The 24,692-nt window shown below is 57.9% G+C and carries 18 protein-coding genes, 1 pseudogene and 1 riboswitch; of the genes and pseudogenes, 9 read left to right on the forward strand and 10 right to left on the reverse strand.

Going from position 1 to position 24,692, the window contains the following annotated elements; all coding sequences use genetic code 11:
* The first annotated feature begins 238 nt into the window (after positions 1-238).
* On the forward strand, positions 239-496 hold the full coding sequence (locus tag RDQ42_RS09360) for a hypothetical protein (protein ID WP_071427520.1): 258 nt from the start codon (positions 239-241) through the stop codon (positions 494-496).
* Between the two features lie 75 nt (positions 497-571).
* Here the strand turns inward: RDQ42_RS09360 and ppdK are convergent, their stop codons facing one another.
* Positions 572-3,205: a pyruvate, phosphate dikinase gene (gene ppdK, locus RDQ42_RS09365; protein ID WP_231357936.1), complete on the reverse strand. Its 2,634-nt coding sequence runs from the start codon at positions 3,203-3,205 to the stop codon at positions 572-574.
* A gap of 869 nt (positions 3,206-4,074) precedes the next feature.
* On the opposite strand from ppdK, the gene RDQ42_RS09370 reads away from it, so the two are divergent.
* On the forward strand, positions 4,075-6,663 hold the full coding sequence (locus RDQ42_RS09370) for a sensor histidine kinase KdpD (RefSeq protein ID WP_308588578.1): 2,589 nt from the start codon (positions 4,075-4,077) through the stop codon (positions 6,661-6,663).
* 4 nt (positions 6,664-6,667) lie between these two features.
* Positions 6,668-7,168: an NUDIX domain-containing protein gene (locus tag RDQ42_RS09375; protein ID WP_054331885.1), complete on the forward strand. Its 501-nt coding sequence runs from the start codon at positions 6,668-6,670 to the stop codon at positions 7,166-7,168.
* A gap of 115 nt (positions 7,169-7,283) precedes the next feature.
* Here RDQ42_RS09375 and RDQ42_RS09380 read toward each other — a convergent pair whose 3' ends face one another.
* Together RDQ42_RS09380 and RDQ42_RS09385 are read right to left on the reverse strand one after the other, a co-directional pair.
* Positions 7,284-8,447: a UxaA family hydrolase gene (locus RDQ42_RS09380; RefSeq protein WP_054331884.1), complete on the reverse strand. Its 1,164-nt coding sequence runs from the start codon at positions 8,445-8,447 to the stop codon at positions 7,284-7,286.
* Positions 8,448-8,461: 14 nt separating this feature from the next.
* Positions 8,462-8,746 (reverse strand): UxaA family hydrolase, encoded by a 285-nt coding sequence (locus RDQ42_RS09385; RefSeq protein ID WP_054331883.1) that lies wholly within the window; start codon positions 8,744-8,746, stop codon positions 8,462-8,464.
* A gap of 460 nt (positions 8,747-9,206) precedes the next feature.
* Here RDQ42_RS09385 and RDQ42_RS09390 point away from each other — a divergent pair, with 460 nt between their 5' ends.
* Complete coding sequence (locus RDQ42_RS09390; RefSeq protein ID WP_054331882.1) at positions 9,207-9,695, forward strand: hypothetical protein; 489 nt, start codon at positions 9,207-9,209, stop codon at positions 9,693-9,695.
* Positions 9,696-9,876: 181 nt separating this feature from the next.
* Here RDQ42_RS09390 and RDQ42_RS09395 read toward each other — a convergent pair whose 3' ends face one another.
* The 3 genes from RDQ42_RS09395 to RDQ42_RS09405 all read right to left on the reverse strand — a co-directional run bounded on the left by RDQ42_RS09395 (position 9,877) and on the right by RDQ42_RS09405 (position 13,181).
* Positions 9,877-10,419 carry a flavodoxin family protein gene (locus tag RDQ42_RS09395; protein WP_231357938.1) on the reverse strand — a complete coding sequence of 181 codons (543 nt, stop codon included), beginning with the start codon at positions 10,417-10,419 and terminating at the stop codon, positions 9,877-9,879.
* Between the two features lie 134 nt (positions 10,420-10,553).
* Entirely contained in the window at positions 10,554-11,726 is a 1,173-nt protein-coding gene (locus tag RDQ42_RS09400; protein WP_071427523.1) for a M20 family metallopeptidase, read from the reverse strand.
* A 42-nt stretch (positions 11,727-11,768) separates the two neighbouring features.
* Entirely contained in the window at positions 11,769-13,181 is a 1,413-nt protein-coding gene (locus tag RDQ42_RS09405) for a YfcC family protein (RefSeq protein WP_071427524.1), read from the reverse strand.
* A gap of 153 nt (positions 13,182-13,334) precedes the next feature.
* A riboswitch (Lysine riboswitch) is annotated at positions 13,335-13,499 on the reverse strand.
* A gap of 490 nt (positions 13,500-13,989) precedes the next feature.
* On the opposite strand from RDQ42_RS09405, the pseudogene RDQ42_RS09410 reads away from it, so the two are divergent.
* Positions 13,990-15,384, forward strand: a pseudogene (locus tag RDQ42_RS09410) (extracellular solute-binding protein).
* Positions 15,385-15,425: 41 nt separating this feature from the next.
* The gene (locus tag RDQ42_RS09415) at positions 15,426-18,401 is read left to right on the forward strand and encodes an EAL domain-containing protein (protein WP_308588579.1); all 2,976 of its coding nucleotides are present in this window, start codon (positions 15,426-15,428) and stop codon (positions 18,399-18,401) included.
* Positions 18,402-18,629: 228 nt separating this feature from the next.
* Here RDQ42_RS09415 and RDQ42_RS09420 read toward each other — a convergent pair whose 3' ends face one another.
* The gene (locus RDQ42_RS09420; protein ID WP_054331877.1) at positions 18,630-19,379 is read right to left on the reverse strand and encodes a YaaA family protein; all 750 of its coding nucleotides are present in this window, start codon (positions 19,377-19,379) and stop codon (positions 18,630-18,632) included.
* A 664-nt stretch (positions 19,380-20,043) separates the two neighbouring features.
* On the opposite strand from RDQ42_RS09420, the gene RDQ42_RS09425 reads away from it, so the two are divergent.
* The 3 genes from RDQ42_RS09425 to RDQ42_RS09435 all read left to right on the forward strand — a co-directional run bounded on the left by RDQ42_RS09425 (position 20,044) and on the right by RDQ42_RS09435 (position 23,488).
* Positions 20,044-20,991: a DMT family transporter gene (locus tag RDQ42_RS09425; RefSeq protein WP_161802862.1), complete on the forward strand. Its 948-nt coding sequence runs from the start codon at positions 20,044-20,046 to the stop codon at positions 20,989-20,991.
* A gap of 97 nt (positions 20,992-21,088) precedes the next feature.
* A complete protein-coding gene (locus RDQ42_RS09430; protein ID WP_071427526.1) occupies positions 21,089-22,120 on the forward strand; it encodes a 1-aminocyclopropane-1-carboxylate deaminase/D-cysteine desulfhydrase in 1,032 nt (343 codons plus the stop codon).
* Positions 22,121-22,183: 63 nt separating this feature from the next.
* Positions 22,184-23,488 carry a M20 family metallopeptidase gene (locus tag RDQ42_RS09435; RefSeq protein WP_071427527.1) on the forward strand — a complete coding sequence of 435 codons (1,305 nt, stop codon included), beginning with the start codon at positions 22,184-22,186 and terminating at the stop codon, positions 23,486-23,488.
* 96 nt (positions 23,489-23,584) lie between these two features.
* Here the strand turns inward: RDQ42_RS09435 and RDQ42_RS09440 are convergent, their stop codons facing one another.
* The 3 genes from RDQ42_RS09440 to RDQ42_RS10010 all read right to left on the reverse strand — a co-directional run bounded on the left by RDQ42_RS09440 (position 23,585) and on the right by RDQ42_RS10010 (position 24,561).
* On the reverse strand, positions 23,585-23,950 hold the full coding sequence (locus tag RDQ42_RS09440; RefSeq protein WP_054331871.1) for a DUF134 domain-containing protein: 366 nt from the start codon (positions 23,948-23,950) through the stop codon (positions 23,585-23,587).
* A 24-nt stretch (positions 23,951-23,974) separates the two neighbouring features.
* Positions 23,975-24,280 (reverse strand): hypothetical protein, encoded by a 306-nt coding sequence (locus RDQ42_RS09445; RefSeq protein WP_054331870.1) that lies wholly within the window; start codon positions 24,278-24,280, stop codon positions 23,975-23,977.
* A gap of 173 nt (positions 24,281-24,453) precedes the next feature.
* The gene (locus tag RDQ42_RS10010; RefSeq protein WP_369949284.1) at positions 24,454-24,561 is read right to left on the reverse strand and encodes a sporulation transcriptional regulator SpoIIID; all 108 of its coding nucleotides are present in this window, start codon (positions 24,559-24,561) and stop codon (positions 24,454-24,456) included.
* Positions 24,562-24,692 lie beyond the last annotated feature (131 nt).

The following is a 24,692-nucleotide window of genomic DNA, read 5'->3' on the forward strand; positions in this document are numbered from 1 at the left end:
GGTGTGGGGGCGCGTGCCCCCACAAACCAATTTCAAGATGGAATCTTGATAAAGCCCTCCTGGCCGGGGGTGCGGGGGCTGGAAGCCCCAGGAAACCAGGGTTGCAGGGGTCGCCCTGCATACTCCCTGTGCCGGGGGTGCAAGAGGCCGGCACGAGGGCCCCTCGTACCTGCGGGGTGGCGCCCTGCAAAACCACTGCAAGATGGAATCAGAGAAAAGCGTTTGGGAGGAACACGAAATGGAGAACAATTTAAAAGAGAGATGGGAACAGATCAAGGAGTTGCTTTTGGAATTGCCAGAAGAGGCGCGATACTCACTTTGGTGGGTGCTTACCCATCCGGATGAGGTCAGGGAGATGTGCGAAATGGAGGAGATGTCGGAAGAAGAGATGAAAATGTTTGAAGAGGAGGCCATTGCCAAAAGGGATTACACCATGCTTGCTTTGCTCAGCGCCGCCAAATACTTTCAAAAGAAGAAGGAAGAGGAAAAGAAATAAAAAGGGACTCCCCCACAGCCCGGCGGCCATGAGGGAGTCCCTTTTTATAGAATGGCAAGAAACGAGTTGGAACGGTTAACGGGGGAAGCGGATGGCAGCCTGTGCCGCAGCAAGGCGGGCCACCGGTACCCGGAAGGGAGAGCAGGAGACGTAGTCCAGGCCCACTCTGTGGAAGAACTCCACCGAGCTGGGGTCGCCGCCGTGCTCGCCGCAGATACCCAGATGGATGTCGGGGCGGGTCTTGCGGCCCAGCTGGACGCCCATCTCCACCAGTTTGCCCACGCCTTTTTGGTCGATGCGGGCAAAGGGATCCTGCTCATACAGCTTTTTGTCGTAGTAGACGCCCAGGAAGCGGCCGGCGTCATCGCGGCTGAAGCCCATGCACATCTGGGTCAGGTCGTTGGTGCCGAAGCTGAAGAACTCAGCCTCCTGTGCAATCTCATCGGCGGTGAGGGCCGCTCTGGGAACCTCCACCATGGTGCCCACCAGGTAATCCACCTTGGAGCCCACTTCGTCGAACAATTTATTGGCAGTATCCACGATAATGGATTTCACATAGGCAAGCTCTTTGACCTCACCGGCCAGAGGAACCATGATCTCGGGGACGATCTTCCAGTCGGGGTGCTTCTTGGAGACGTTGATAGCCGCTTCCAGGATGGCGCGGGTCTGCATCTCGGCGATCTCAGGGTAGGAGACAGCCAGGCGGCAGCCGCGGTGGCCCATCATGGGGTTGAACTCGTGCAGGGAGGTGATGGTATCTTTGACCTCCACCGCAGAGAGGCCCATCTCCCCGGCGATTTCCTCGATGTCGGATTCCTCTTTGGGGAGGAACTCGTGCAGCGGGGGATCCAGCAGGCGGATGGTGACCGGCAGGCCGTGCATCACTTCGAAGATGCCTTCAAAGTCACCGCGCTGCATGGGGAGAAGTTCCGCGAGGGCTTTTCTTCTCTGCTCCTCGGTCTTGGAGAGGATCATCTTGCGCATGGGGCGGATGCGGTCCGCGCCGAAGAACATGTGCTCGGTACGGGTCAAACCGATGCCCTCTGCGCCGAAGTCCAGAGCCTGCTGGGCGTCTTGGGGGGTGTCCGCATTGGTGTGGATGCCCAATTGGCGAATCTCATCCGCCCAGCCCATGAGTCGGCCGAAGTCGCCGCTGATGGTGGCGGGAACGGTCTTGATGGCCTCGCCATAGATGTTGCCGGTGGTGCCGTCCAGGGAGATGTAGTCCCCCTCGTGGATGGTCTTGCCGCCCAGCTGGAACAGCTTTTCATCCTCGTGGATGACAATGTCGCCGCAGCCGGCCACACAGCAGGTGCCCATGCCCCGAGCAACCACCGCCGCGTGGGAGGTCATGCCGCCCCGGGCAGTCAGAATACCCTGGGATACATGCATGCCTTCAATGTCCTCAGGGGAGGTCTCCAGGCGGACCAGAACCACAGGGTCCCCGGTCTCCTCGATCATCTTCACCGCGTCGGCAGCGGAGAAGGCCACACGGCCGCAGGCGGCGCCGGGAGAGGCGGGCAGAGCGGAGCCGATGGGTTTAGCCGCTTTCAGGGCGGCGGGGTCAAACTGGGGATGGAGCAGGGCGTCCAGGGATTTGGGGTCTACCATAAGGACGGCCTCTTCCTTGGTGATCATCCCTTCATCCACCAGGTCGCAGGCGATCTTCAGGGCGGCGGCGGCGGTGCGCTTGCCGTTCCGGGTCTGGAGCATATAAAGCTTGCCCCGCTCGATGGTGAACTCCATGTCCTGCATGTCGTGGTAGTGTTTTTCCAGTTTTTCCGCGATAGCGGCAAACTGTTCATACACCTCGGGCATGACGTCCCGCAGCTGGTCGATGGTCTGGGGGGTGCGGATGCCGGCGACCACGTCCTCGCCCTGGGCGTTCATCAGGAATTCGCCGTACAGTTTTTTCTCACCGGTGGCGGGGTTGCGGGTGAAAGCCACGCCGGTGCCGGAGGTGTCGCCCATATTGCCGTAAGCCATGGACTGGACATTGACTGCGGTGCCCCAAGAGGAGGGGATGTCGTTCATCCGGCGGTAGTAGATGGCGCGAGGGTTATCCCAGGAGCGGAAGACCGCTTTGATGGCGCCCATCAGCTGCTCTCTGGGGTCGGAGGGGAAGTCTTCCTTCATCATCTCTTTGTAAGCAGCTTTGAAGAGGGAGACCAGCTCTTTCATATCGGCGGCAGTCAGCTCGGTGTCGTGCTGGACGCCCCGTTTTTCCTTCATCTCGTCGATGATCCGCTCAAAGTGGGATTTGGGAAGCTCGCAGACCACGTCGGAATACATTTGGATAAACCGGCGGTAGGAATCGTAGGCGAACCGCTCGTTCTGGGTCAGGGCAGAGAGGCCCTCCACCACTTCATCGTTGAGGCCCAGGTTGAGGATGGTGTCCATCATGCCGGGCATGGAAGCGCGGGCGCCGGAGCGGACCGACACCATGAGGGGGTTTTCCTTGGAGCCAAAGGTTTTGCCGGTCATCTCCTCCAAGGTTTTGAGGTATGTAAAGATCTCCGCTTCAATTTCGGGGGCAATGGTCTTGCCATCCTCATAATAGCGGGTGCAGGCCTCGGTGGTAACGGTAAAGCCCTGGGGAACAGGCATGCCCAGGTTGGTCATCTCCGCCAAGTTGGCGCCTTTGCCGCCCAGCAGTTCCCGCATTTTGCCGTTGCCTTCGGAAAACAGGTAAACGTATTTTGCACTCATCACTAATCACCTTTTCACTTTCATGTTTTGTGTAAGCGTCTTGCGCTAAGGTTTCGTTCGATCCCTACTCCGTCCCCACCCACGTCGGAGGGCGGCCCCATCTTGCCAAAAGCAGGGTGGTGTTGTCCGTTTCCTTTGCTTCATATTATACCAAAGCCCCCCAAGAAATGCCATATCTTTTTTACAGAGGTTTTACACAGCAGTAGAAAAGCGAAAGACAAATTCGCCAATTTTCGTCCGCCTTTGCGGGAAATGAAAAGACGTAACCCGGATGGAAAATGACCTATAAAAGCTGTTAAAATGCAAATTTTTTATAAATGAAAGATGAATTTTGTTTTTTAAGTTAAAATATTTTTGGCAGTATTCTGTTTTTGGAGAGTGATCGATTTTGCGGTTTAGCGCATGAAATTTGTTTTTCACTGAAGGACATAAGAGGAGATTTAGTGGTAATATTGCACAAATTTTATATAGTTGTGATGTGATATTCACGAGTACTACATTTCGGCGTTTTAAATAATAAAATCCCATAGAAATTGAACTGTATTGATGAAAGCCATAAGAAAAACCAATACCCCCTATTGGTTTTTCACTTTTTTCTCGGGAAGGTGCCCTGCCGGCGGGAAATGTGTTACAATGGTCGCGAGGCGATCATTGGCGCGGGCCCTGTGGCGGAGCGCCCGTAGAAATGATCATTGGGGAAGGAACCTTCTCAGGGCCGGGCTCTCCCCGTCCTACAGATTTTCATGATACAATTGCAGGAACTCTCCCTGCGAGAGGGTCTGCCAGCGCAGCCTATCCCCTCTCCCACCGGTGTCCGTCCTTTGTACGGGAACCCGCTGGGAATTTTAACCGTGAAAGGAGCGTCTGCCATGGGACCCAAAACAGCCAATGGCCGCTTGACCCTATATTTTAGTTATGCCGACGGCGCAGGAAAAACCAGCGCCATGCTCCAGGCACTTCGGGAGGAGTGTCTCCGGGGTGTGGACGGTGTTGTGGGAATGGTAGACCCCAAATCCCCAGCTAAAACCCTGGCCTTGCTGGAGGGGCTGGAGCAGATCCCCCCAATACACCCAGGGGAGTTCGACCTGGATGCCGCCCTGCGCCGAAAGCCTCAGCTGCTGGCGCTGGACGATCTTGCCCACCCCAACCAGGGAAGCCGGCACCGCCGCCGGTACCAGGATGTGGAGGAACTGCTCAAGGCGGGGATTGACGTCTACACTACCGCCAATGTGGGTGAGATAGAAAGCCTTTCGGATCTTGTCCAGTCGGTCACCGGAAAGCCTGCGGAATACCGCCTCCCCGACCGGATGTTTGACCGGGCAGACCGGGTGGAGCTCATCGACCCGGAGCCCCAGACCTTGGCGGACCGCTTTCCCCCGTGGGGAGCGCCACCGGTTGCCCAACTGGACGCCTTGCGGCAGATGGCCTTGCGCCGCGCCGCCGACCGGCTCAGCCGCCGCTCCTCCGGCCGGGGGAAGGTTCCCTACGGTGGGGAACATATTTTGATCTGCCTCTCCGGCGCCCCCTCCAACGCCAAGGTGATCCGCACCGCGGCCCGGATGGCCGATGCCTTTCACAGTGAATTTACCGCTTTGTATGTGGAGTCTCCCACCGCCCAGGACATGGATGAAAAAAGCCTGGGCCGGCTTCGGGAGAACATCCGCTTGGCGGAGGATTCCGGGGCCCAGATCGCCACTGTTTATGGGGACGACCTAGCCCTCCAAATTTCAGAATACGCCAAGGCCGGCGGGGTCACCAAGGTGGTCATTGGCCGTTCTGGCGGCAGGCGGACCCTCGTCCATCCCCAGCGGAACCTGGCGGACCAGCTCATGGAGCTCTCCCCCAACCTGGACGTTTACATCATCCCGGACAGCCAGCCCACTGTTCCCCCTCACCGGGCAGCCAGGGAGAAGTTCCGGGTCTCCCTGCCCGACCTGTTTAAAACCGCGGCGGTGGTGGCGTTCTGCTCTATGGTGGGCCTTTTTTTCCACGGGGCTGGCCTGGGGGATGCCAACATCATCACCGTCTACATTTTAGGGGTGCTCATCACCTCCCTACTCACCTCTGGCCGGATGTACGGGGGATTGGCTTCCCTAGTCAGCGTGGTGCTGTTCAACTACCTGTTCACCCAGCCACGGTTCACCTTCCGCGCCTACGACGCCGGGTACCCAGTCACCTTTTTGATCATGTTCGCCGCCAGTTTTATCACCAGCACCTTGACCATGCGGGTCAAAGACCAGACCCGCATGGCGGTGCAGAAGGCCTACCGCACCCAAGTGCTGTTGGAGACCAGCCAAAAGCTTCAACAGGCGGAAGGGGCTGGTGAGATCTTCTCCGCCATCGCCGGCCAGCTGGTCAAGCTGCTGGACTGTACCGTCCTCCTTTACCCAGTGGATAAGGCTGGGGAGCTCTGCGCCCCCATCGCCTACCCCGCCCCCGGCCAAGAGGATGATCCCGCCTACCAGGCGGAGCAGGAGCAAAAGGCCGCCCAGTGGGTCTATCAAAACAACAAACACGCCGGGGCCACTACCAACACCTTCCCCGATGCCCGATGCCTCTATCTGGCGGTGCGGGGGCGGAAAAAGGCCCTGGCTGTGGCGGCCATCGCCGTGGGGCCCCATGGGCTGGGGGCATTTGAAAAGAGCCTGCTCATCGCCATGTTGGGGGAATGCGGCCTCGCCCTCGAAAAAAACGCCCTGGATGAGGCCAAGCAGGAAGTGGAGATTAAGGCCAGCCAAGAGGCTCTGCGGGCCAACCTGCTGCGGTCTATCTCCCACGACCTGCGCACCCCACTCACCAGCATCAGCGGCAACGCTGGGGTGCTGATGGGCAATTCCAGTGTGCTGGATGAGGAGAAGAAACAGCAGCTGTACACGGATATCTACGACGATTCCATCTGGCTGATCAACCTGGTGGAAAACCTCCTGTCGGTCACCCGCATTGAGAACGGCACCGTCAGCCTGTCCATGGCCCCAGAGCTGCTGGAGGATTTGGTGGGGGAGGCCCTCTCCCACCTGAGCCGCCGGGCACAGGACCACGAAATCGCCTCCCGGCTGGAGGAGGGCTTGCTGTTGGTTGACTGCGATGCCCGGCTGATCATCCAGGTGCTGGTCAACCTGGTGGACAACGCGATGAAATACACCCCGCCGGGGTCCCACATTGAAATCTCCGCCCGGGAGGAAGGGGCGATGATCCGAGTGGAGGTGGCCGACGACGGCCCCGGTATCCCCGATGAAGCGAAAACGAAATTGTTCGAAATGTTCTACACTGCCGGCAACCACCGGGGGGACGGGCGGCGGGGGCTGGGCCTTGGCCTTTCCCTCTGCCAGTCCATTGTAATGGCCCACGGCGGATCGATTGAAGTCCGAGACAACCAGCCCCATGGGGCGGTGTTCTCCTTTACCCTGCCCGCCACCAAAATGCCGGAGCTGTCCAAAGCAAACGGGGAGGTTTTGTAACGCTATGGAATACTGGGATATCTGCGATGCAACCGGCAAACCCACCGGCTGTATCTGGCCCAAGGGGGAGCCCTTTCCTCTGGGGATGTACCACCTGGCCGCTGAAATTTGGGTGGTCAACAAAAACGGTGAAATCCTGATTCAACGGCGGGCCGCCGGGTGCGAGATCCTCCCCGGGGTCTGGGGCCTGACCACGGGGCGGATAGCCGCTGGGGAGTCCACCCGCCAAGGGGCGGTGCGGGAACTGTGGGAGGAACTGGGCATTGCCGCCCAGCCGGAGGAGCTGGTCCCTCTGCTCCGCGCCAGGCGCACCGAGCTGATTTGGGATGTGTACCTGCTGCGGCGGGATACGCCTCTCTCAGCCCTGCGCTTGCAGGAGGAAGAGGTGGCGGAAGCGAGATGGGTTACCCCGGATATCTTCCGCCAGATGGCCGCCACGGGGGAACTGTATCGTTACCCAGAGTTGGAGGATGTCCTTGGCCGGGTGAAGGAACTGTGCCGGTGACCTTTCCCCCAAATGCGCGGTTGTATTTAAGGGAGAGCAACAAAAAAATGGACGCCAGCTTTGGCGTCCATTTTGCTTTGCGTGTATTTCCGGGGAAATCCCCGTATGCAGAATTTTAGAATGTACCGGTCAGCTTGTAGATGCCGAACTCCCGGTGGCCCAGGCTTTCCGCCTTGGTGACCTGGCCATTGCAGACGTCTGCAACCATTTGGAACAGCTCTTCGCCAATTTCCTCCACCTTGGCGCCCTCGGTGATGATGCGCCCTGCATTGATGTCGATGTTGTCGCTCATCTTGCGGTAGGTGGCGTCGTTGCCGGTGATTTTGATGACCGGGGCGATGGGGCTGCCGGTGGGGGTGCCGCGGCCGGTGGAGAAGATGACCACCTGGGCGCCGCCAGCCACCATGCCGGTGATGGAGTCAATGTCCTGGCCGGGGGTATCCATAAAGTAGAGGCCCTTTTTCTCCAAGGGGAGAAGCTCCGCATAGTTGAGGGCGCCTTTGAAGGGGGCGGTGCCCGCCTTATACATGCAGCCCAAGGATTTTTCCTCAATGGTGGAGAGGCCGCCTTCCTTGTTGCCGGGGGTGGGCTGGCCGCTGCGCAGGTCCTCACCCAAGGCGATGGCGCGGTTCTCCACATTTTTTACCATGTCCAGGAACTTCTGTTTCTGGTCCTCGTCCTCAAACCGGGCAGCCAGCAGGTGCTCAGCGCCGATGACCTCGGTGGTCTCGCTCAAAATGCTGCTGCCGCCCTCGGCGATGAGACGGTTGGAGCAGTAACCGATGGAGGGGTTGGAGGCCAGGCCGCTGGTGGGGTCGGAACCGCCGCACTCCAGGGCCATGATGATCTCGCTCATATCAAACTCCACCCGCTTCTGCATAGAGAGGTCGCGGGCCATCTGGGCGGCATACAAAGCGCCCTTGGCGATGGCGGGCAGGGTGCCGCCCTCCTCCTGGATGACCACCACTTCCACCCGTTTGCCGGTGGTGCGGATCTCCTCCGCCACAGCCCGGGCCTGGATGCCGTCACAGCCCAGGCCGACTACCACACAGGCGCCCACGTTGGCATTTTTGCCAAAGCCTACAATGGTTTGCTGGGTGAGGGCCAGGTCGGAGCCGATTTGGCAGCAGCCGTGCTGGTTGGGGATGGCGATCGCCCCGGGGACCTGGGCGGCGATCTTCTCGGCGGTGTCGGTGGCACAGACCGAGGTGGGGATGATCAATACATGGTTGCGCACGCCGAAATGGCCGTTTTCACGCTGATAACCCATCAATTTCATAGCGGTTTCCTCCCTTATGCCTGTTGCTGTTTGTCGCCGCGGCCGCGGGTGCTTTCCAGGTTGTGGACATGCACATGGTCGCCGGGATGGATGTCCTCGGTGGCATCGCCGATGACTTCGCCGTATTTGTAGCAGTATTCGCCTTTTTTGATTTCTGCGACCGCCATCTTGTGGAAGACGGGGATATCGCTTTGGACGGTGTAATTCTTACCCTCGAACTCGATGATCTCGCCTTTTTTCAGAGGGCGCAGGCAGGTGACCAGGTTGTCTTTTTCACTGACGTGAAGGACTGCATTCATCTGGGGTTCCTCCTTTTTCAAAATACATGTAATATAGTATATCATGGCGAAAAAAGTTTGTATAGAAAAGAACTGACCAAATTTTCAGCCCAGGATTTATATGAAATTATTATGATGAGAATTTTTTGTCTTGCCTGCGGCTGCGGGGATTTTCTGGACTTTTCCTAGGCGGCAGGGTATACTGAAAATAAGAAAATCTGCCTTACGGGGAGGGGACTCATGGGGCCGTGGATGTGGCATGCATGATTGCTTTTATTTTTAGAAGTGGGAGGTGATAAGATGTGGACGCTTATTTGGCAGTTATCCCAGCTGTTGTTTTTGGGCATGATCGTGTATATTGGGATACTGGTGATTAAGGCGCTAAAAAAATATTTGAACTCATAAGGCGTGGGGCCCCAACAGGTTGTATCCCGATAGCCAGAAAAACCTTGGAAAGGCGTTTTGGAGGGAGGGACGTGTTATGAAACTATGGATCGGTATGCTGTGTGCGGTATTGCTTTTGGCGCCTGGGAATAGGGGGAAACTCCTCGCTCAAGGGGAGCCGGATTCCCATCCGGCCCAAGAAAAGGCAAACCTGCCCGACGGTTATCAAACGGCGGTTTTCTCGGCGGAGAAGGACTTTGGAGAGGGCCGGACGGTGCGGGCCAGCGCTCTTGTGAAATGCTATGCCAAGGGGAGCTTTTTTAGCTTTGAAGAGGTGCTTGCCACCTGGACCGAAAAAACCGGCCCAGGGGAGTATGGATTCCAGGAGGCATACAGCCATGCTGCTATTAGCGAAGACCGGCAAACCCTCCAGATTCAAGCCCGAGGGGTGGTGGAAACCGGAGGGCCGGATTACACCACGGCCTCCTCCGGTTGGGGGGCGTTGCCGGATGTCTTATATGGGAGGGAACCACAACCTCTGGAGCGGGAAATCGCCTCCTGGGGCAATATCTGGACCAAGAGATGATTCGGCGAAAAAGGCAGGCATGCGCCACTGTTCCCTTCCCCAGGGCGCACTTTTTGGATTTTGACCTCCCTTTGCAGTATCAAGGAGAGGGACTCGCGGTTCCCGCCTGAAAAAGAGGCAACGCCAGAGGGGATGCCAAATTTGGCGGCCCCTCTGGCGGATTGGATGCAATATTTCCCCGTTACAGATTGTGGCCCAGCTGGTAGGCTTCCTCCAGGGCCGGGTGCCCTGCTATCGCCCCTTTCTGGGAACAGCCGGTGGCTAAAACCACGCCCCGGCCCTGCCACTGAAGGCTCCCCTGGCAGATGCGGCGGTACACACCCACCGCCCCGTCGAACTTGGCTGGGTCGGCCACAGCGCCACACATCAGCAGCACCGATTCCCGAATGGGCAAGTTGCGGCCGGAAAAGGCTTTGAGCTTATCGATGGCCAGCTTCAGCTGGCCGGAGATATCGTACCAGTACAGCGGGGACACCAGGGCGATGGCATCGGCCTGTTCCAGCAGGGGAGCCAGCTTGTTGAAGTCGTCGTCAAAGGAACAGGCCACCCCTTTGGAAAAGCAGGTATCGCAGGCGCGGCAGGGGCCGATTTTACTGCGGCCTGCATCAAAGGTGGTGACGGTGTGCCCCGCTTCCTGGGCCCCTTTGGCGAAGGCTTTGGCCAGTTGGTCGCTGTTTCCCCCGGCGCGGGGGCTGCCGGTGACAATCAAAACCCTTTTGCTCATAGAAAAATCCTCCCGTCTCTAAATTGTTAGCCCCAGTATATTCCTTGAAGCCCACTCCAAGTCAAGGGGAATTTTTCTGGGAACACAAAAAGTCGTCCGCCTCCTGTGGAGGTGGACGACTTGGCTTTTTTGGCTTACAGGCCCATAGTCTGCCGGAACTCGGCGGTGATATCCGCCAGGAGCTGGGGGTTTTCAATGATGTCTGCCGCGGTGAGGGCAAAGGCCCGAACGGTCTTGGCCATCTGCTCGTTAGCAAAGTCGGTAACCGAAGCGGCAGCAAACTCCACGGTGTGGGAGTTGCAAGCCTCTTGGGAGATGGCGAAGTGAGGGTGGATCATGGGGCAGACCTGGCTGACGTTGCCGGCGTCGGAAGAGCCGGAGCCGGGCCGAGCGGCGATGACTTCCGGCACGCCGCAGTCCAAAAGGCGCTGGGTGAACTGGTTGGAGAGGGTCTCATTGGTGACCATGTTGTCGTAGATGGCCTCAAAATTGGAGATCTTCACCGTGACCCCGTTGGAGAGGGCGGCGGCCTGGGCGCAGTTCTTCACCTGTTCCACCAGCTTGTTCAGGTAAGGCTTGGTGGCGGCGCGGACATAGAAGTCGGCGCGGGTGTAGTCAGGAACCACATTGGCCGCTTTGCCGCCGTCCAGGATGACGCCGTGCACTCGGGCGTCGCTCTGGAAATGCTCCCGCAGGGCGGCGATGTTGTTGAACAGGCTGATTACCCCATGCAGGGCATTGGCACCTTTCTCCGGTGCGGCAGCGGCGTGGGCAGTCTGGCCGAAGAACTCAAACCGCAGGGGCACGATACCCAGGGAGGTGCCGCTCTTGTAGTATTTATCGGAGGGGTGAGCCATCATAGCCACATCCACCCCGTCAAAGCCTCCGGCGTTGACAATGGCAACCTTGCCGCCGTCCGTCTCCTCCGCGGGGGTACCGAACACGATGACCGTGCCTCCCAACTGGTCGATCATCTCCCGCAGGACGATGCCGGAACCAGTGCTGGTGGCCCCCAGGATGTTGTGGCCACAGCCGTGGCCGATGCCGGGCAGGGCGTCATACTCGGCCAAAAAGCCGATGGTGGGGCCGGGTTTTTGGGAGGAATAGGTGGCCTTAAAGGCGGTGGGCAAACCGCAGAAGGGGCGTTCTACCGTGAAGCCGTATTTTTCCAGCAGGGCGCAGTGGGCGTCGGCGGCAAAGGTCTCCTGATGGCCCATTTCCGGATGGTCGTGGATGGATGTGCTCAGGGCTACCAGCTCGGGCTGCAAATCCTGGGCGAGCTTGGCGACTTGATCAAAATGGTTCATGAAGGTACTTCCTTTCCATCTATCAAAAGGGTGGATATTCGGTTAGAAGGGGCCGTAGCCAAACATGTTGGCCGCCACAATGAACACGCCGCCCAGGGCAATCCAGATGCCCACCAGGGGGCCGGCGAATTTGAGCCATTTTTCATAGGGGATCTTGGCCATAGCAAGGATGGCCATCATAGTGCCGGACACCGGCAGGATGGAGTTGGTGAAACCGTCGCCAAACTGGAAGCAGAGGACTGCCACCTGGCGGTTGATGTGGAGCACGTCGGCCAGCGGGACCATGATGGGCATGGTGGCCGCAGCTTGGCCGGAACCGGAGGGGATGAAGAAGTTGGTCAGGATCTGCACTGCATACATACCCAGCACCGAGATGGCAGAGGGCAGAGAGGCGATGACGCCGCTCATGGCGTGGACGGCGGTGTCGATGATCATGCTCTGTTCCATTACGATGAGGATGGCGCGGGCGATACCCACCATGATGGCGCCGTTGGCGATATCCCGGATACCGGTCTGGAAATGCTTGACGATCTCATCGGGGGTGAAGCCGTATACAAGGCCGGAGACAATGCCCATGCCCAGGAAGAGGGCGGCGATCTCACTGACATACCAACCCAGCTTCATGACGCCGTAGACCAGGAAGACAAACCCGGCGACCACGATAGCGAGGACGATCTTCTGGCGGCCGGTGATCTTCTCCACCTGGGAGAGGTCGATGCCGTTGCCCCGCTCTGCCAGTTCGGTCTCATACATCATGCCGGACTGTGGGTTGAGGCGGACCTTTTTGCCGTACCGCATCACATAGAAGGAGGTGACAGCCACCAGCACCACCCAAATCAAAATCCGGTAGGCGACGCCGGAGAACATGGGCAGTTCCGCCAGGCCCTGGGCAACGCCAATGGTGAAGGGGTTGATGACGCCAGCGCAGAAGCCGCAGGCCGCGCCCAGCACCGCCAGGGAGGTGCCCACCATGGCGTCGTACCCCAGTGCCCGGGCCAAGGCGATGGTGATGGGGACAAAGACCACGTTTTCCTCCGACATGCCGAAGGTGGCGCCGCCGATGGAGAAGATGGCCAGGACTGCGGGGATCATCAGGTTTTCCTTGCTGCGGAAGGCCACAGCGGCCCGCCCGATGGCGGATTTGATGGCGCCGGTCTCGGTGATGATGTTAAAAGAGGCGGACACAATCATGATGAAGAAGGTGATGGAGGCGGCGGCGGTCATGCCCGTGGGGAATGCCAGCAGGAACTCCATGACGCCGATGGGGTTGCTCTCCACCCGGGTGTAGGAGTTGGGGTCGACCACGGTGCGGCCATCCACCTGGATGCGCGCATACTCGCCGGCGGGGACAAAGTAGCTGCACAGGGCTACAATCAGAACGATGCAGAACATCAGAACGACCGGATGAGGGAATTTAAACTTTTTCTTAGTAGCGGAAGGGTTTTGGTTGCTCATCGAATTCATTCTCCTTATTTTAGAATTAGAAGAATAAAAATTGATGGTGGGCCCTCATTTTTCCCTTGCCCTACCGCCCGCCGACGGGGTTTCCAGGAAAAACAAAAAGGTTGCATCCATCGATGCAACCTTACAAAAAACGATTTGTCAGTCATCATCGATAGCGCCTCTGCGTTAAGCAGGAGTCTTGATGATATTCTCACCAAGCCCAGCCGGCCGTTTCACCAAACGAACCGCTTCGGCAGCTTGACCTTTCCCCGAGTTCACCGGATGTCTCCTCCATCGGGTACTGATTCGCGCTGCGCCTCTACCAATTTTTATTATCTTGCCTTTTATCCTAGCACGGGGCTTCCCCTTTGTAAAGAGAAAACGGCAAATTTTGAAAAACTTTTTAAGCTATTCTGAATTCACCGCAGAAGTTTTCTTTTATGTTGTGAAATGTGACGAATTCTCCTGATTCTTTTTGAATAAAAAGAATCCCCGCAAAGGGGCGGTAAAATGGGCTTTTTTGGTTGCGAAATGATTCTCAATATGCTATGCTAAAGCTAATCTTTGCACTGGGTTTTCAGGGCAGTTGGTCCCTATATGGCTGGGCGTGCGCCGATGCTGCCGCATCGGAGGGAAAACAGTCAAACTGACCGAATGGGCGGAAGATAGCAGCCAGAATTGGAGAATGGCCGTGGGAAGATACCTATTTAGGGGTTTTCTAGCGGCTATTTGTTGTATTTGGCGGTTGAAAAACATAAGATTTGGAGGGGATTTTTTGAAACATTCTGTGTTGTGCCGAGGCCTGGCACTGATTATGGCAATGGGGCTTCTGCTGGTGGGGTGCGGCACACCGAAGGATGCCTCCTATGGCCTCAATCCCCAAGAACCAGTTGCCATCACCGTGTGGCATTACTACAACGGCTCCCAGAAGGTCGCCTTTGACAACTTGGTGGAGGAGTTCAACGAGACCACCGGCAAGGAGCTGGGCATTGTGGTGGAGGCCACCAGCAAAGGCGGGGTCAACGACCTCATCCAGGCGGTGACCGATTCCGCAGAGGGCAAGGTGGGGGCGGCAGAGATGCCCAACATTTTTTCCGCCTATTCCGACACTGCCCGGAAGATTGACCAGATGGGCCTTTTGGCCTCCCTGGAAGGGTACTTCTCCCAGGAGGAACTGGACCAGTATGTCCCCGGCTACTTGGCGGATGGTTATATAGACGGCACAGACAGCCTCAAACTCTTCCCCGTGGCAAAATCCACCGAAATTTTGATGGTCAACAAGACCGACTGGGATACCTTCTCCCAGGCCACCGGTGCCAGCCTGGACGCCCTCTCCACCTGGGAGGGACTGTGCCAAACGGCGGCCCAATACTATGAATATTCCGGTGGCAAATCCTTTTTCGGCCGGGATGCCTACGCCAACTATATGATCATCGGCAGCCGCCAGCTGGGCCAGGAGGTGTTCCAGGTCCAGAACGGCGAAGTCACCCTCAACCTAAACCGGGACGCCATGCGCCGTCTGTGGGACAACATGTACGTCCCCATGGTTTAAGGCCACTTCGGCAAATACGGCCGCTTTGCCTCCGATGACGCCAAAACCGGCGATATCATCGCCCTGGTGGGTTCCACCAGCGGGGCCACCTATTTCCCCGAATCGGTGGCGAAAGACGACGTGGAGCCCTACCCTATTGAGTGCCTGGTTCTCCCCCTTCCCGGCTTTGCGGGGGCTGAGCCCTTCGCCGTCCAACAGGGCGCGGGAATGGCGGTGGCCAAGACCGACGCCACCCGGGAGTATGCCAGCGTGGTGTTCCTGAAATGGCTGACCGAAGCTGATCGGAACATCCTTTTTTCCCTGAGCGCATCCTATATGCCAGTGAAGAAAGAGGCCAACGACATCGACCGGATCAAAGCGGTGATGGAGGAAAACGGCATCCAGGTCAGCCCCATTGTGGAGCAGACACTGGAGACTTCCATCCAAGAGGCCAAAACCTACCAGTTCTATACCAGCAAACCCTTTGACAACGGCACCGAAGCCCGGGCAGTGATGGAGAACCACATGGTGGACAGGGCCCTGGCCGACAAGGCCGCTGTAGAGGCCCAAATCGCCCAAGGGGTGAGCCGCCGGGAGGCGCTGGCTCCCTATTTGAGCGACGAGAACTTCGACGCATGGTTCCAGGATTTTTCAAAGGCCCTTCGCCAGGTCGTGGGGCAGTAATCTCTTTCATCTAAATTTGTTCCGGAAAGGGGGAGTGCAGAATGAGACCTGGCGCCAAACAATCCATCCGGACAAAAATTCTCATTCCCATGGCCTTTGTGTTGGTCCTACAGGCCCTCCTCTTCTTTGGCACCATCGTGGGGGCGGACACCGCCGGCCAACTGCGGGAAAACGCCTTTTCCATGCTGGCCGATAAAGTCAGCAGCCGCGCAGCTGTGCTGGAAAACGAAATGACCCAGCGATGGGGCAAAGCGGAGAATTACCAGCGGGTGATGCAGCTCTCGCTGGCGGCATACCAGCAGGCGGAGGGCGGCGAAGTGCAAATTACCCGCCAGATGGCAGAAGAGCTGATCAGCCTGCTGCGCAACTCCACCGCCACCGGTGCTTATGTGATCTTCTGTCCCCAGCTGGGGGAAGGGGCGCCCTGGCCCGCCCTCTACCTGCGGGATATGGATCCCACCACTAGCTTGATCAACAATACCGACATCCTAGTGGAAATCGGGCCGGGCCCCTTAATTAAAGAGATGGGCCTGACTATGGATTCCCGCTGGTCCCCCTCCATCCAGCTGGACCCGATGGATGAAAACCAGCGGTATTTTTTCCGGCCCTATTTGGCTGCCCAGCAATACCAGAGCAGCCAGATCAGCGACTTGGGCTATTGGGCCGGGCCCCACCAGGTCACCAAGGACGACTTAGAGGTCATCTCTTACTCCCTGCCTCTGCTGGATAGGGACGGACAGGTCTACGGGGTGGTCGGGGTGGAGATTACCCTGGAGTACCTGGCCAACCAGATGCCCTACCGGGAGCTCTCGGCCAACCAGAAAGGGGCCTATCTCCTGGGGCTGCGGGAGGGGCAGGGCAATGAGGTGCTGGCAATGGGGGAGAGCGGCCCGCTGTTCCGCCGCATTCTTGCTGACGACCGAAAGGTGGCCATCACTGAGGAAAAGGTCTATAAGGACACCTACCGCCTGGAAGACCAAGCCCTCACCAGTGAGACGGTGGGCGCGGTGCAGAAACTGAAGCTTTACAACGCACACACCCCCTTTGAAGAGGAGGAGTGGATGGTGATAGGGCTGATGGAGGAGCAGGAACTCCTCTACTCAGTCAACCGGCTCAACCAGTCCCTGTGGTTTGCCTCCCTCATCGCCCTGGGGGTGGGGGTGGCCGGTGCTTTTGTCATCAGCGCCAGCTTTGCCGCGCCGGTCAAGCGGCTGGCCAAATCCCTGCGGGAGAGCGACCCCGCCAAGGAGGTTCTGCTCCCCCAGACCGGAATTGTGGAAATTGACGGCCTTTCGACCGCAGTGGAGGAGCTTTCGGCCGCGGTGGCCAACTCCGCCTCCCGCCTCTCCCAGATTTTGGAGTACACCAACACCTCCCTGGGGGCCGTCGAGTACTACAAAGAACGGGGGGGACTGGTCTACTGCACCGGCAAAATTGGAGAAATGCTGGATTTTTCCCCTGAAAACCGAGAGAAATCCGAACTCCCCTACGACGAGTTCCAGCAGGAGCTGGAACGGATGAAGAAAAAGATCCTGGCAAAGACGGGCCGGCAGGAACAGGACAAAGTGGTGGAGGACATTCTGGAGCTCCACCGGGACGACGGCCGGATCTGCTGGATCAGCTTCAAACACAACGAGGGCGAGAGCCGGTATATGGTGGTGGTCCAGGATGTGACGGGCGACGTGCTGGAGAAGCGGAAGATCGAGTATGAGAGGGATTACGACGTCCTCACCGAACTGCTCAACCGCCGCTCCTTTCGCCGCAGTGTGGAGAAAGCCCTCCGCTCCATGCCCTTCCAGATGGGGGCAATGGTCATGTGGGATCTTGACAACCTCAAATACATCAACGACACCTATGGCCACGATTCCGGCGATAAATATATCATAGCAGCGGCCCGGGTATTCCAACAGCTGCGCCAGGACGGCGCAGAGGTCGCCCGGATGAGCGGCGATGAGTTCTTCTCCTTCCTGCCTGGCGAGGACCGGAACACCCTGCTCTGCCGCATTCGGGAGGTACACAAGCTGCTGCACAGCACCAATTTCCAGCTTCCAGATGGCAAGACGGTGAAGCTGCGGGCCTCGGCCGGGGTGGCTTGGTACCCGGACAACGGTGCCAGCTACGATTTGCTGATCAAATACGCCGACTTTGCCATGTACAGTGCCAAGAATTCCACCAAGGGGGACATTCAGGAGTTCAACCAAGATGCCTTCCAACGGGATGAACTGTTGTTTAGCGGCAAGGAGGCCCTCAACCACTTTTTGGACCACCGGCTGGCCCGGTTTGCATTCCAACCCATTGTGGATGCCCGCACCGGGGAGGTTTACGCTTATGAAGCGCTGATGCGCCCCAGCTGCGAGGGGCTCAAAACAGTATCCGACGTGATGCGGCTGGTCAGGGCCCAATCCAAACTGAACCAGATTGAAGAACTGACCTGGACCGGCGCTTTGGAAGCTTTTTCCCAACAGAAGGAGGCATTTGGGGAAGCCCGGCTGTTCATCAATTCGGTGCCCAACACCTGCCTTTCTAAGGAGGGGTTTGCGGCCTTGGAACAACAGTTTGGGAAAGACCTTTCCCGCCTGGTGGTGGAGGTCATCGAAAGTGAGCAGACCGACTACAATTGCATGGCTATAAAGCAGTCGCTGTGTCAACGGTGGGGACTGTCCATCGCATTGGATGACTTTGGGGCAGGGTACAGCTCAGAAGGGGTGCTGCTCACCATCAACCCCAGTTATGTGAAGATCGATATGTCCATTGTCCGGGGCATTGACCGGGATAAGAGCCGGCAGACCCTGCTGGGAGGTATCCTCTCCTATTCCAAGACCCAGGACATCCGCATCATCGCCGAAGGGGTGGAGACCCGGGAGGAGATGGTTTACCTCATTGAGGCGGGTGTGGACTACATACAGGGGTATTATCTGGCTGTGCCGGATTTCCGGGTGCGGGGAATCCCTCAGGAGCGGAAGCAGGAAATTCAGGAAGCCGCTGGCAGGGTGGCACTTCCCCCCATCGACTTGTGAGGATAAGAGCGGTTGTTCCCCGGCGGGCTGCCAGCCCTCAAATCCATATAACGTGAAAAGGCCCTCCCCCGGGAAAAATTTCTCAAGGGAGGGCCTTTGTGTTCCCTTATTCAGCGGGCGTTCTATGGTCTGGGAGCCAGCTGGGAAATGGGGGAAAGGTTATCCAGAAAAAATTCACCTTGCCCCATAGAGGAGCGTTCAAAAGCCTTGGGCTGCCCCTAACTCCCCCTAATCCAGCAGTTCCTTGCGAAAGACGTATTCCTCCCCCGTGGAGAGCTGGGGGATAAACTCATACCCTGCCCAAGAAAAATCCCGAAGCTGTTCAGGGCGGGTCCAGCGGTGTTTGACCACCGCCCGGGCCATCTGTCCCCGGGCCATCTTAGCTTCGGTGGGCAGGGTAACCCACTTCCCTTTGCGCCACTGCAAGAACCGGCAGCGGACAAAGGGTTCCCGCCCGGTGCGGTAAGGGTCGAAGGCCCGGCTGTATTCCCCGGAGCAAAGGTCGGCCACCGGCTCGCCAGAGGAGAATATCTCCTGGTAAATCCGATCCCCCCAGTAGGAGTAAAGGCGCTTTCCCTCCACCTTGACCGGGCAGAGGAAGTCCAGCCGGTAGGGCAGCATCCCATCCAGGGGGCGGAGCACCCCATAAAAGGCGCTTAAAAACCGCAGGCTCTGTTGGGCGAAGGCGAAGTCCTCCCCGGTAAAGCTGGCGGCGTCCAGATTTTGGTATGCAAGGCCGTGGTAGCTGAGGGCTGCCGGGGAACCAGGCAGGGCCGGGTCGAACTTTTGGTAAAAATCAAAGGTCTTAAGGGCGATTTCTGGATTGACCTTCATCAGCGATTCCAACTGCCAAGGGCTGTAAGCCCGCAGGGCGCGGAGGATGGGGCCGGTCTCCGGGAGGAACACCGGCCCAGTGAGGGGGAGCCCCTCCCCGGTGGCGTCGGCCATATTTTTGGCTGGAGACAAAAGAACCAGCATGGTTTCACCTCATAATCCCAACCCACAGCGGCAGAAGCCGGGGAAGTTGGGGGGATATAAAATAGAGAACAGCCCACAAAGGCGATATCGCGGCGAAAGGCCGTGTCAGAGCGGATGAATCCCGGTGCCGCTTTGCGGCGGGAGGGCAGCCCCTCAAAATTGCGTTGCCGCTGTACGGCAAAAAGCAATTTTGCGCATGTTACAAGCGATGCTTGTAACAATGGAGAGAGGATTTCTTCCCCAATAATCGCCCCGCGGCTGCCAAGCCATAAAGTTTGGTTAAACCGGAAAAATCCCGGTGCCGCTTTGCGGCGGGAGGGCAGCCCCTCAAAATTGCGTTGCCGCTGTACGGCAAAAAGCAATTTTGCGCATGTTACAAGCGATGCTTGTAACAATGGAGAGAGGATTTCTTCCCCAATAATCGCCCCGCGATTATTGTAGCACATCCCAACCTACCTTTTCTAGTGAAAGGGCTCAAAACCGGTGCAGGAGGATGGAAGCCCAGGCGCACTTTTTGCCCCCTTGCGATTGCACCCCATTTTGTTTCGCGCTATAATAGGGGAAAACAGCCTGTTCCCAAGTAGAAGAGGCACGGTTCCCTGTCCGGCCGGCGGCGGCAGGGGAAATCCCCATGATTTACCGCTGGAGAAATGGCGGGTACCCCATGAAGAAATATCTCCCCCTGGCGGCCAGTTTGGCGTCAGCCACCTTGTTCGGCCTGGCCCTGCTCTTTATCAAGCAAGGCATGGCGGTGGTCAACCAGGATACCATCAAATTCCTGGCCTTCCGCTTCACCACCGGTTTTGTGGTGATGACCCTCCTCCTGCTCTTTAAGGTGCAGAAGGTGGACTACGCAGGCAAACCCATCGGTCTTCTGCTGTTGTGCGGCCTCCTCAACCCCTTGATCAGCCAGATTTTGGAGACTACCTCTACCAGCTACGCCCCCACCAGCCTGATCGCCTGCGTCAGCAGTATCACCCCTATTTTGGTCGTGGTGCTGTCGGTGCTGATCAACAAAGACCCCCTGCCATCCAAAATGCAGATGGCTTTTATGGGGGTGACAGTGCTGGGCGTGTTTGTGGTCAACTTTGTGGGCCGTGACCTTTCGGGAGCTACCGGCATCGGAATGGCGCTGATCTTTGCGGCAGTGGTGACCATCGCCTTCAACCGCACCTTTGTGCGCCGGGCTGGCCGGCATTTTACCTCCTTTGAGACCGTTTATCTGACCACCGGCATGGGCGCCTTGGGCTTTTCCATCGAAACGGTGATCATGCATGCCATGCGGGGGGATCTTCCCCACTTCTTTGACGGCCTGTGGAACAAGGACTTCATCATCTCGGTGCTGTATATGGGCATAGGCTCCTGTGTGCTGGCCTTCCTGTTCATGACCTACTCCCTGGCCCATCTGCCCATTGCCATTTCCACCTCCACTTCCACGGTCAGCACGGTCATCTCCATTTTAGCGGGCGTCCTGATCCTCCACGAGCCTTTCCGCTGGGTGGATGTGGCAGGTGTGGCGCTGATTTTGGGCGGCGTGTTTGGCCTCAGTTATTGTTACAGCAAAGAATCTGCCCCTGCGGCCCCTGCCCCGGAGGAAGAAGCCCAAAGCTGATAAAATCCGCTTTGGGGCCTTGCGCCCCTATGGGAAATGGCGTAGAATAGGAGTACTGAATTACCACAATTTTCCCAGAAAAAAGGAGCGATTGGCTATGAAACTGTGCGAATTGGAAAAAGCTTCCCTGGGTATTTTCCCCACACCCCTGCAAAAAATGGAGAATCTGACCAAGGAGATCGGCTGCGGCGACCTGTACATCAAGCGGGATGACCTGACCGATGTGGGCCTTTCCGGCAACAAAATCCGCAAACTGGAGTATTTGGTGGCACAGGCTAAGGCAGAGGGCTGCAACACTCTCTTGACCTTTGGCGGCCCCCAGACCAACCATGGCCGGCTGACGGCAGCGGCCGCAGTGCGGTGCGGGATGAAATGCATCCTCATCCTCACCGGGGAACGCCCCGATTATATGAGCGGCAACCTGTTGCTGGATAAACTGATGGGGGCGGACCTCTATTTTACCACCGGCGACCCGGAAGAGGCGGCTAAGAAGGTCATCGCCCAATATGAGGCCAAGGGGGACAAAGTCTATGTGATCCCCACCGGCGGCAGCAATGAGCTGGGTGCGGTGGGCTACATCCAGATGGTGCCGGAACTGATGGCCCAGTGCAAAGAGATGGGCATTGCTCCCAAATACTTGGTCTGTGGTTCCGGTTCCCAGGGCACCTTTGGAGGCCTGTGGCTGGGCGCGAAATACTATGGCGCGCCCTTTGAAGTGCTGGGTGTCACCATCAACCCTGCCACCCCCCGCACCCCCGATTCCTGCGCTGAATACATCAACCGGATGAGCGAGATGTACGGCCTGGGCGTCACCGCCAAAGGGGAGGAAATCCGCCTGTTCAAAGGCAACAGGGAAGAGAATTACTCCGGTGTTGCCTACAATACCCCCGACCCTGTCACCCGGGCCCACATCGCGCTGCTGGCCCGCACCGAAGCCATCTTCCTGGACCCCTGCTACACCGGCAAGGTGTTCCACGGGTTTGTGGACATGGTCAAATCGGGGATCATCCCCAAGGGGGAGAGCGCCATCTTCCTGCACACTGGCGGAATCCCCGCCCTGTGGACCAAAGAGCATCTGGACTCCTTCCAGGAGGAGCTTTGGGGTGAGGGCAGTTCCCACACCATTTAATCCATTGGTTTTATAGGAGGAATCAAAATCTCATTGACAGCCCTACAACAGGAGGTGCCATCTATGCAGATTACTACCCTTGCCAAGGAAGTACAACCCTATGTCGTTGAGATGCGCCGGTACTTCCACCAGCATCCTGAACTCTCCAACCGGGAGGATAAGACCATCCAGCGCATTGCCCAGGAGCTGACCGACATGGATATCCCCTATGAGGAGATCCCCAAAGGGGGTATTTTGGCCACCATCCAGGGTCTGGACCCCGGAAAGGGGAAAACCGTGTTGCTGCGGGCGGACATCGATGCCCTGCCGGTGCAAGAGCAGCCCTGCAACCTATCCCAGCCCCGGGTCTGCCAAAGCCAGGAGGACGGGGTGATGCACGCCTGTGGCCACGACGGCCACATCGCCATGCTGTTGGGAGCCGCTAAAATCCTTTCCTCCCACCGGGAGGCCATCCACGGAACCGTGCTGCTGCTGTTTGAGCGCGGGGAGGAAAACGGCGGGGGGATCGGCTATATCCTGGCCTATATGGATCGCCATGGCATCCGTCCAGACACCGTCTATGGGACCCATATGTCCGCTTCCCTGGAGTCCGGGAAGGTGGGGGTTATCACTGGAGGGGCCGCCTCCACCGCCATGGGGTTTGACATCACCCTCCACGGCCGGGGAGGCCATGGTTCCCGGCCAGATTTGGCGGTCAATCCGGTGGATTGCTTTGTGGCCATCTACAACGGGCTGCAAGCCGCCCGCTTGACCAAGGTCACCCCCTTTGCGCCGCTGACCCTCTCCATCGGCTTGGTGGAGGCCGGCACCGCGAAAAACATCATTCCAAGCGACCTGCGGTTTGCCGGGACGGTGCGGCTGTTTGACCGGGAAAAGGTGGGCCTTCCCTTCCGGGAGGAGATGCGCCGGTTGGTGGATTCCACCGCGGCGGCCTACGGCTGTACCGTCACCTACAACAGCTTCACCCAGCCGGGATTCCCGGTGGACAACGACCCTGTGTGCGCCGCCTTTGCCCGCCAGGTGATCGGGGCGGAAATCGGGGAGGATGCCATTTGCCAGCCGGAGCCTTGGATGGCGTCGGAGAGCTTCTCCCAGCTGCAAAAGATGTGGTCGGGTGTGTTTGTCTACCTGGGGGTCAACAACCCGGAGAAAGGCACTGGGGCCGACCACCACAACGAATATTTTGACCTGGACGAGGATGTTCTGGCCTTGGGGGTTACCGGAGCGGTGGTCTATGCCCTCCAGTTCCTGGACAGCGGCATCGACACCTTGGGCAGCCAGTGGAAAGGCACTTTGCCGGAGTTGTATGACACCCGCGGGGTGGACGGCGCGACGGTCCAGAGCTATTACGACGGCATCCAGCTGTAAGGGTGCTGTGGGGAGAGAGGGCCCGGTTGCTCTCACCTGCATGGGAATAGAAAAAAAGGAGACGCATCTGCGTCTCCTTTTTTGGCCTTGGATGAGTTAATGAGGGCAGTTCCCATGTTTTTTGCAGCAGTGGCGGTGATGGCAGCGGGAAGCTTCGCCGCGGGGACCGTCGCTTCCGCAGATGCGGTAATCTCCCCCGGCGATCTCCAGCCGGCCGCCGCCGACCAAGAACTGGGCCACCTTTTTGCGGGCGCTGTTGTAAAGCAGCTGCACCGTAGGCCGGGAGACCTCCATCTGAGCGGCGCATTCTTCCTGAGTCATATCCTCCAAATCGATGAGGCGGATGGCTTCATATTCCTCCACATTCAGGAGGATGGGGGCATCATGGCCGTTCCACCCGCCGGAAAAGCTCTCCACCGGGGGGAGGCCGCAGACTCGTTTCCATTTTCTTGGACGTCCCATGGGAAAAAGCACCTCGTTTCGTTTTTACTGTGCAGGCTGTTCTGTTGGCTCGGCGGGCAGATGGCTCAGCTGTTCTTCCACCTCTGCCAGCCGCTGGGCCAAAAACTCCTTCTGCTGAAGCAGCAGCTCCCGAGTGGGAGCCTCCTGGCAGTTCATCCGACGGCAGGAGCCATCTTTGCCATGAGGTCCGCAGCCATCCCGTCTGGGGCTGCATCTGTTCATCCAGCAGGAGCTCCCTTTGCCGTGGGATTCGCAGCTGTCATGCACCATTTTTTCCTGGCGGCGTCCGCAGCCGCCCATTCCATTTTGACAATTGGCATGATTTCTCATTTGTGTAGCTCTCCTTTCTTGTGGACAGATAGGTTTTTATCATATGCTAATTACCTTGCAACCTTAGCATACTATTATTTTTGGCATATGTCAATAACTATCTGCGAAAAAATAGCCGCTGGTATGCAAAAAAGGCGGGAGAACACCGTTCCCCGCCCTCTTGTGTGTTTTGGCTACCGCCCCTTGGATTCCCGTTCCTTGAGCCGTTCATACTTGGATTTGGTGGCCATTCCGCCGCGGATATGCCGCTCGCTTTTGTTTTTCTCCAGCACCTGTTTCACCTGTTGGTACAGCTGTGGGCTGATGGCTTTTAAACGTTCCGAAACATCTTTATGTTTCGTTGTGACGAATTAGAACTGTTTCGTCCAAGCCCAAATCCCCAAGCAAACGCAGGTAAATATCCACATTCCCA

Source organism: uncultured Merdimmobilis sp., assembly GCF_902471145.1.
GTDB classification, from domain to species: domain Bacteria; phylum Bacillota; class Clostridia; order Oscillospirales; family Ruminococcaceae; genus Merdimmobilis; species Merdimmobilis hominis.

Bases quoted from the DNA above. Each gene is read 5' to 3' on its own strand.
- RDQ42_RS09360 (WP_071427520.1), top strand. From the start codon at position 239: ATGGAGAACAATTTAAAAGAGAGATGGGAACAGATCAAGGAGTTGCTT.
- ppdK (WP_231357936.1), bottom strand. From the start codon at position 3,205: ATGAGTGCAAAATACGTTTACCTGTTTTCCGAAGGCAACGGCAAAATG.
- RDQ42_RS09370 (WP_308588578.1), top strand. From the start codon at position 4,075: ATGGGACCCAAAACAGCCAATGGCCGCTTGACCCTATATTTTAGTTAT.
- RDQ42_RS09375 (WP_054331885.1), top strand. From the start codon at position 6,668: ATGGAATACTGGGATATCTGCGATGCAACCGGCAAACCCACCGGCTGT.
- RDQ42_RS09380 (WP_054331884.1), bottom strand. From the start codon at position 8,447: ATGAAATTGATGGGTTATCAGCGTGAAAACGGCCATTTCGGCGTGCGC.
- RDQ42_RS09385 (WP_054331883.1), bottom strand. From the start codon at position 8,746: ATGAATGCAGTCCTTCACGTCAGTGAAAAAGACAACCTGGTCACCTGC.
- RDQ42_RS09390 (WP_054331882.1), top strand. From the start codon at position 9,207: ATGAAACTATGGATCGGTATGCTGTGTGCGGTATTGCTTTTGGCGCCT.
- RDQ42_RS09395 (WP_231357938.1), bottom strand. From the start codon at position 10,419: ATGAGCAAAAGGGTTTTGATTGTCACCGGCAGCCCCCGCGCCGGGGGA.
- RDQ42_RS09400 (WP_071427523.1), bottom strand. From the start codon at position 11,726: ATGAACCATTTTGATCAAGTCGCCAAGCTCGCCCAGGATTTGCAGCCC.
- RDQ42_RS09405 (WP_071427524.1), bottom strand. From the start codon at position 13,181: ATGAGCAACCAAAACCCTTCCGCTACTAAGAAAAAGTTTAAATTCCCT.
- RDQ42_RS09415 (WP_308588579.1), top strand. From the start codon at position 15,426: ATGAGACCTGGCGCCAAACAATCCATCCGGACAAAAATTCTCATTCCC.
- RDQ42_RS09420 (WP_054331877.1), bottom strand. From the start codon at position 19,379: ATGCTGGTTCTTTTGTCTCCAGCCAAAAATATGGCCGACGCCACCGGG.
- RDQ42_RS09425 (WP_161802862.1), top strand. From the start codon at position 20,044: ATGAAGAAATATCTCCCCCTGGCGGCCAGTTTGGCGTCAGCCACCTTG.
- RDQ42_RS09430 (WP_071427526.1), top strand. From the start codon at position 21,089: ATGAAACTGTGCGAATTGGAAAAAGCTTCCCTGGGTATTTTCCCCACA.
- RDQ42_RS09435 (WP_071427527.1), top strand. From the start codon at position 22,184: ATGCAGATTACTACCCTTGCCAAGGAAGTACAACCCTATGTCGTTGAG.
- RDQ42_RS09440 (WP_054331871.1), bottom strand. From the start codon at position 23,950: ATGGGACGTCCAAGAAAATGGAAACGAGTCTGCGGCCTCCCCCCGGTG.
- RDQ42_RS09445 (WP_054331870.1), bottom strand. From the start codon at position 24,280: ATGAGAAATCATGCCAATTGTCAAAATGGAATGGGCGGCTGCGGACGC.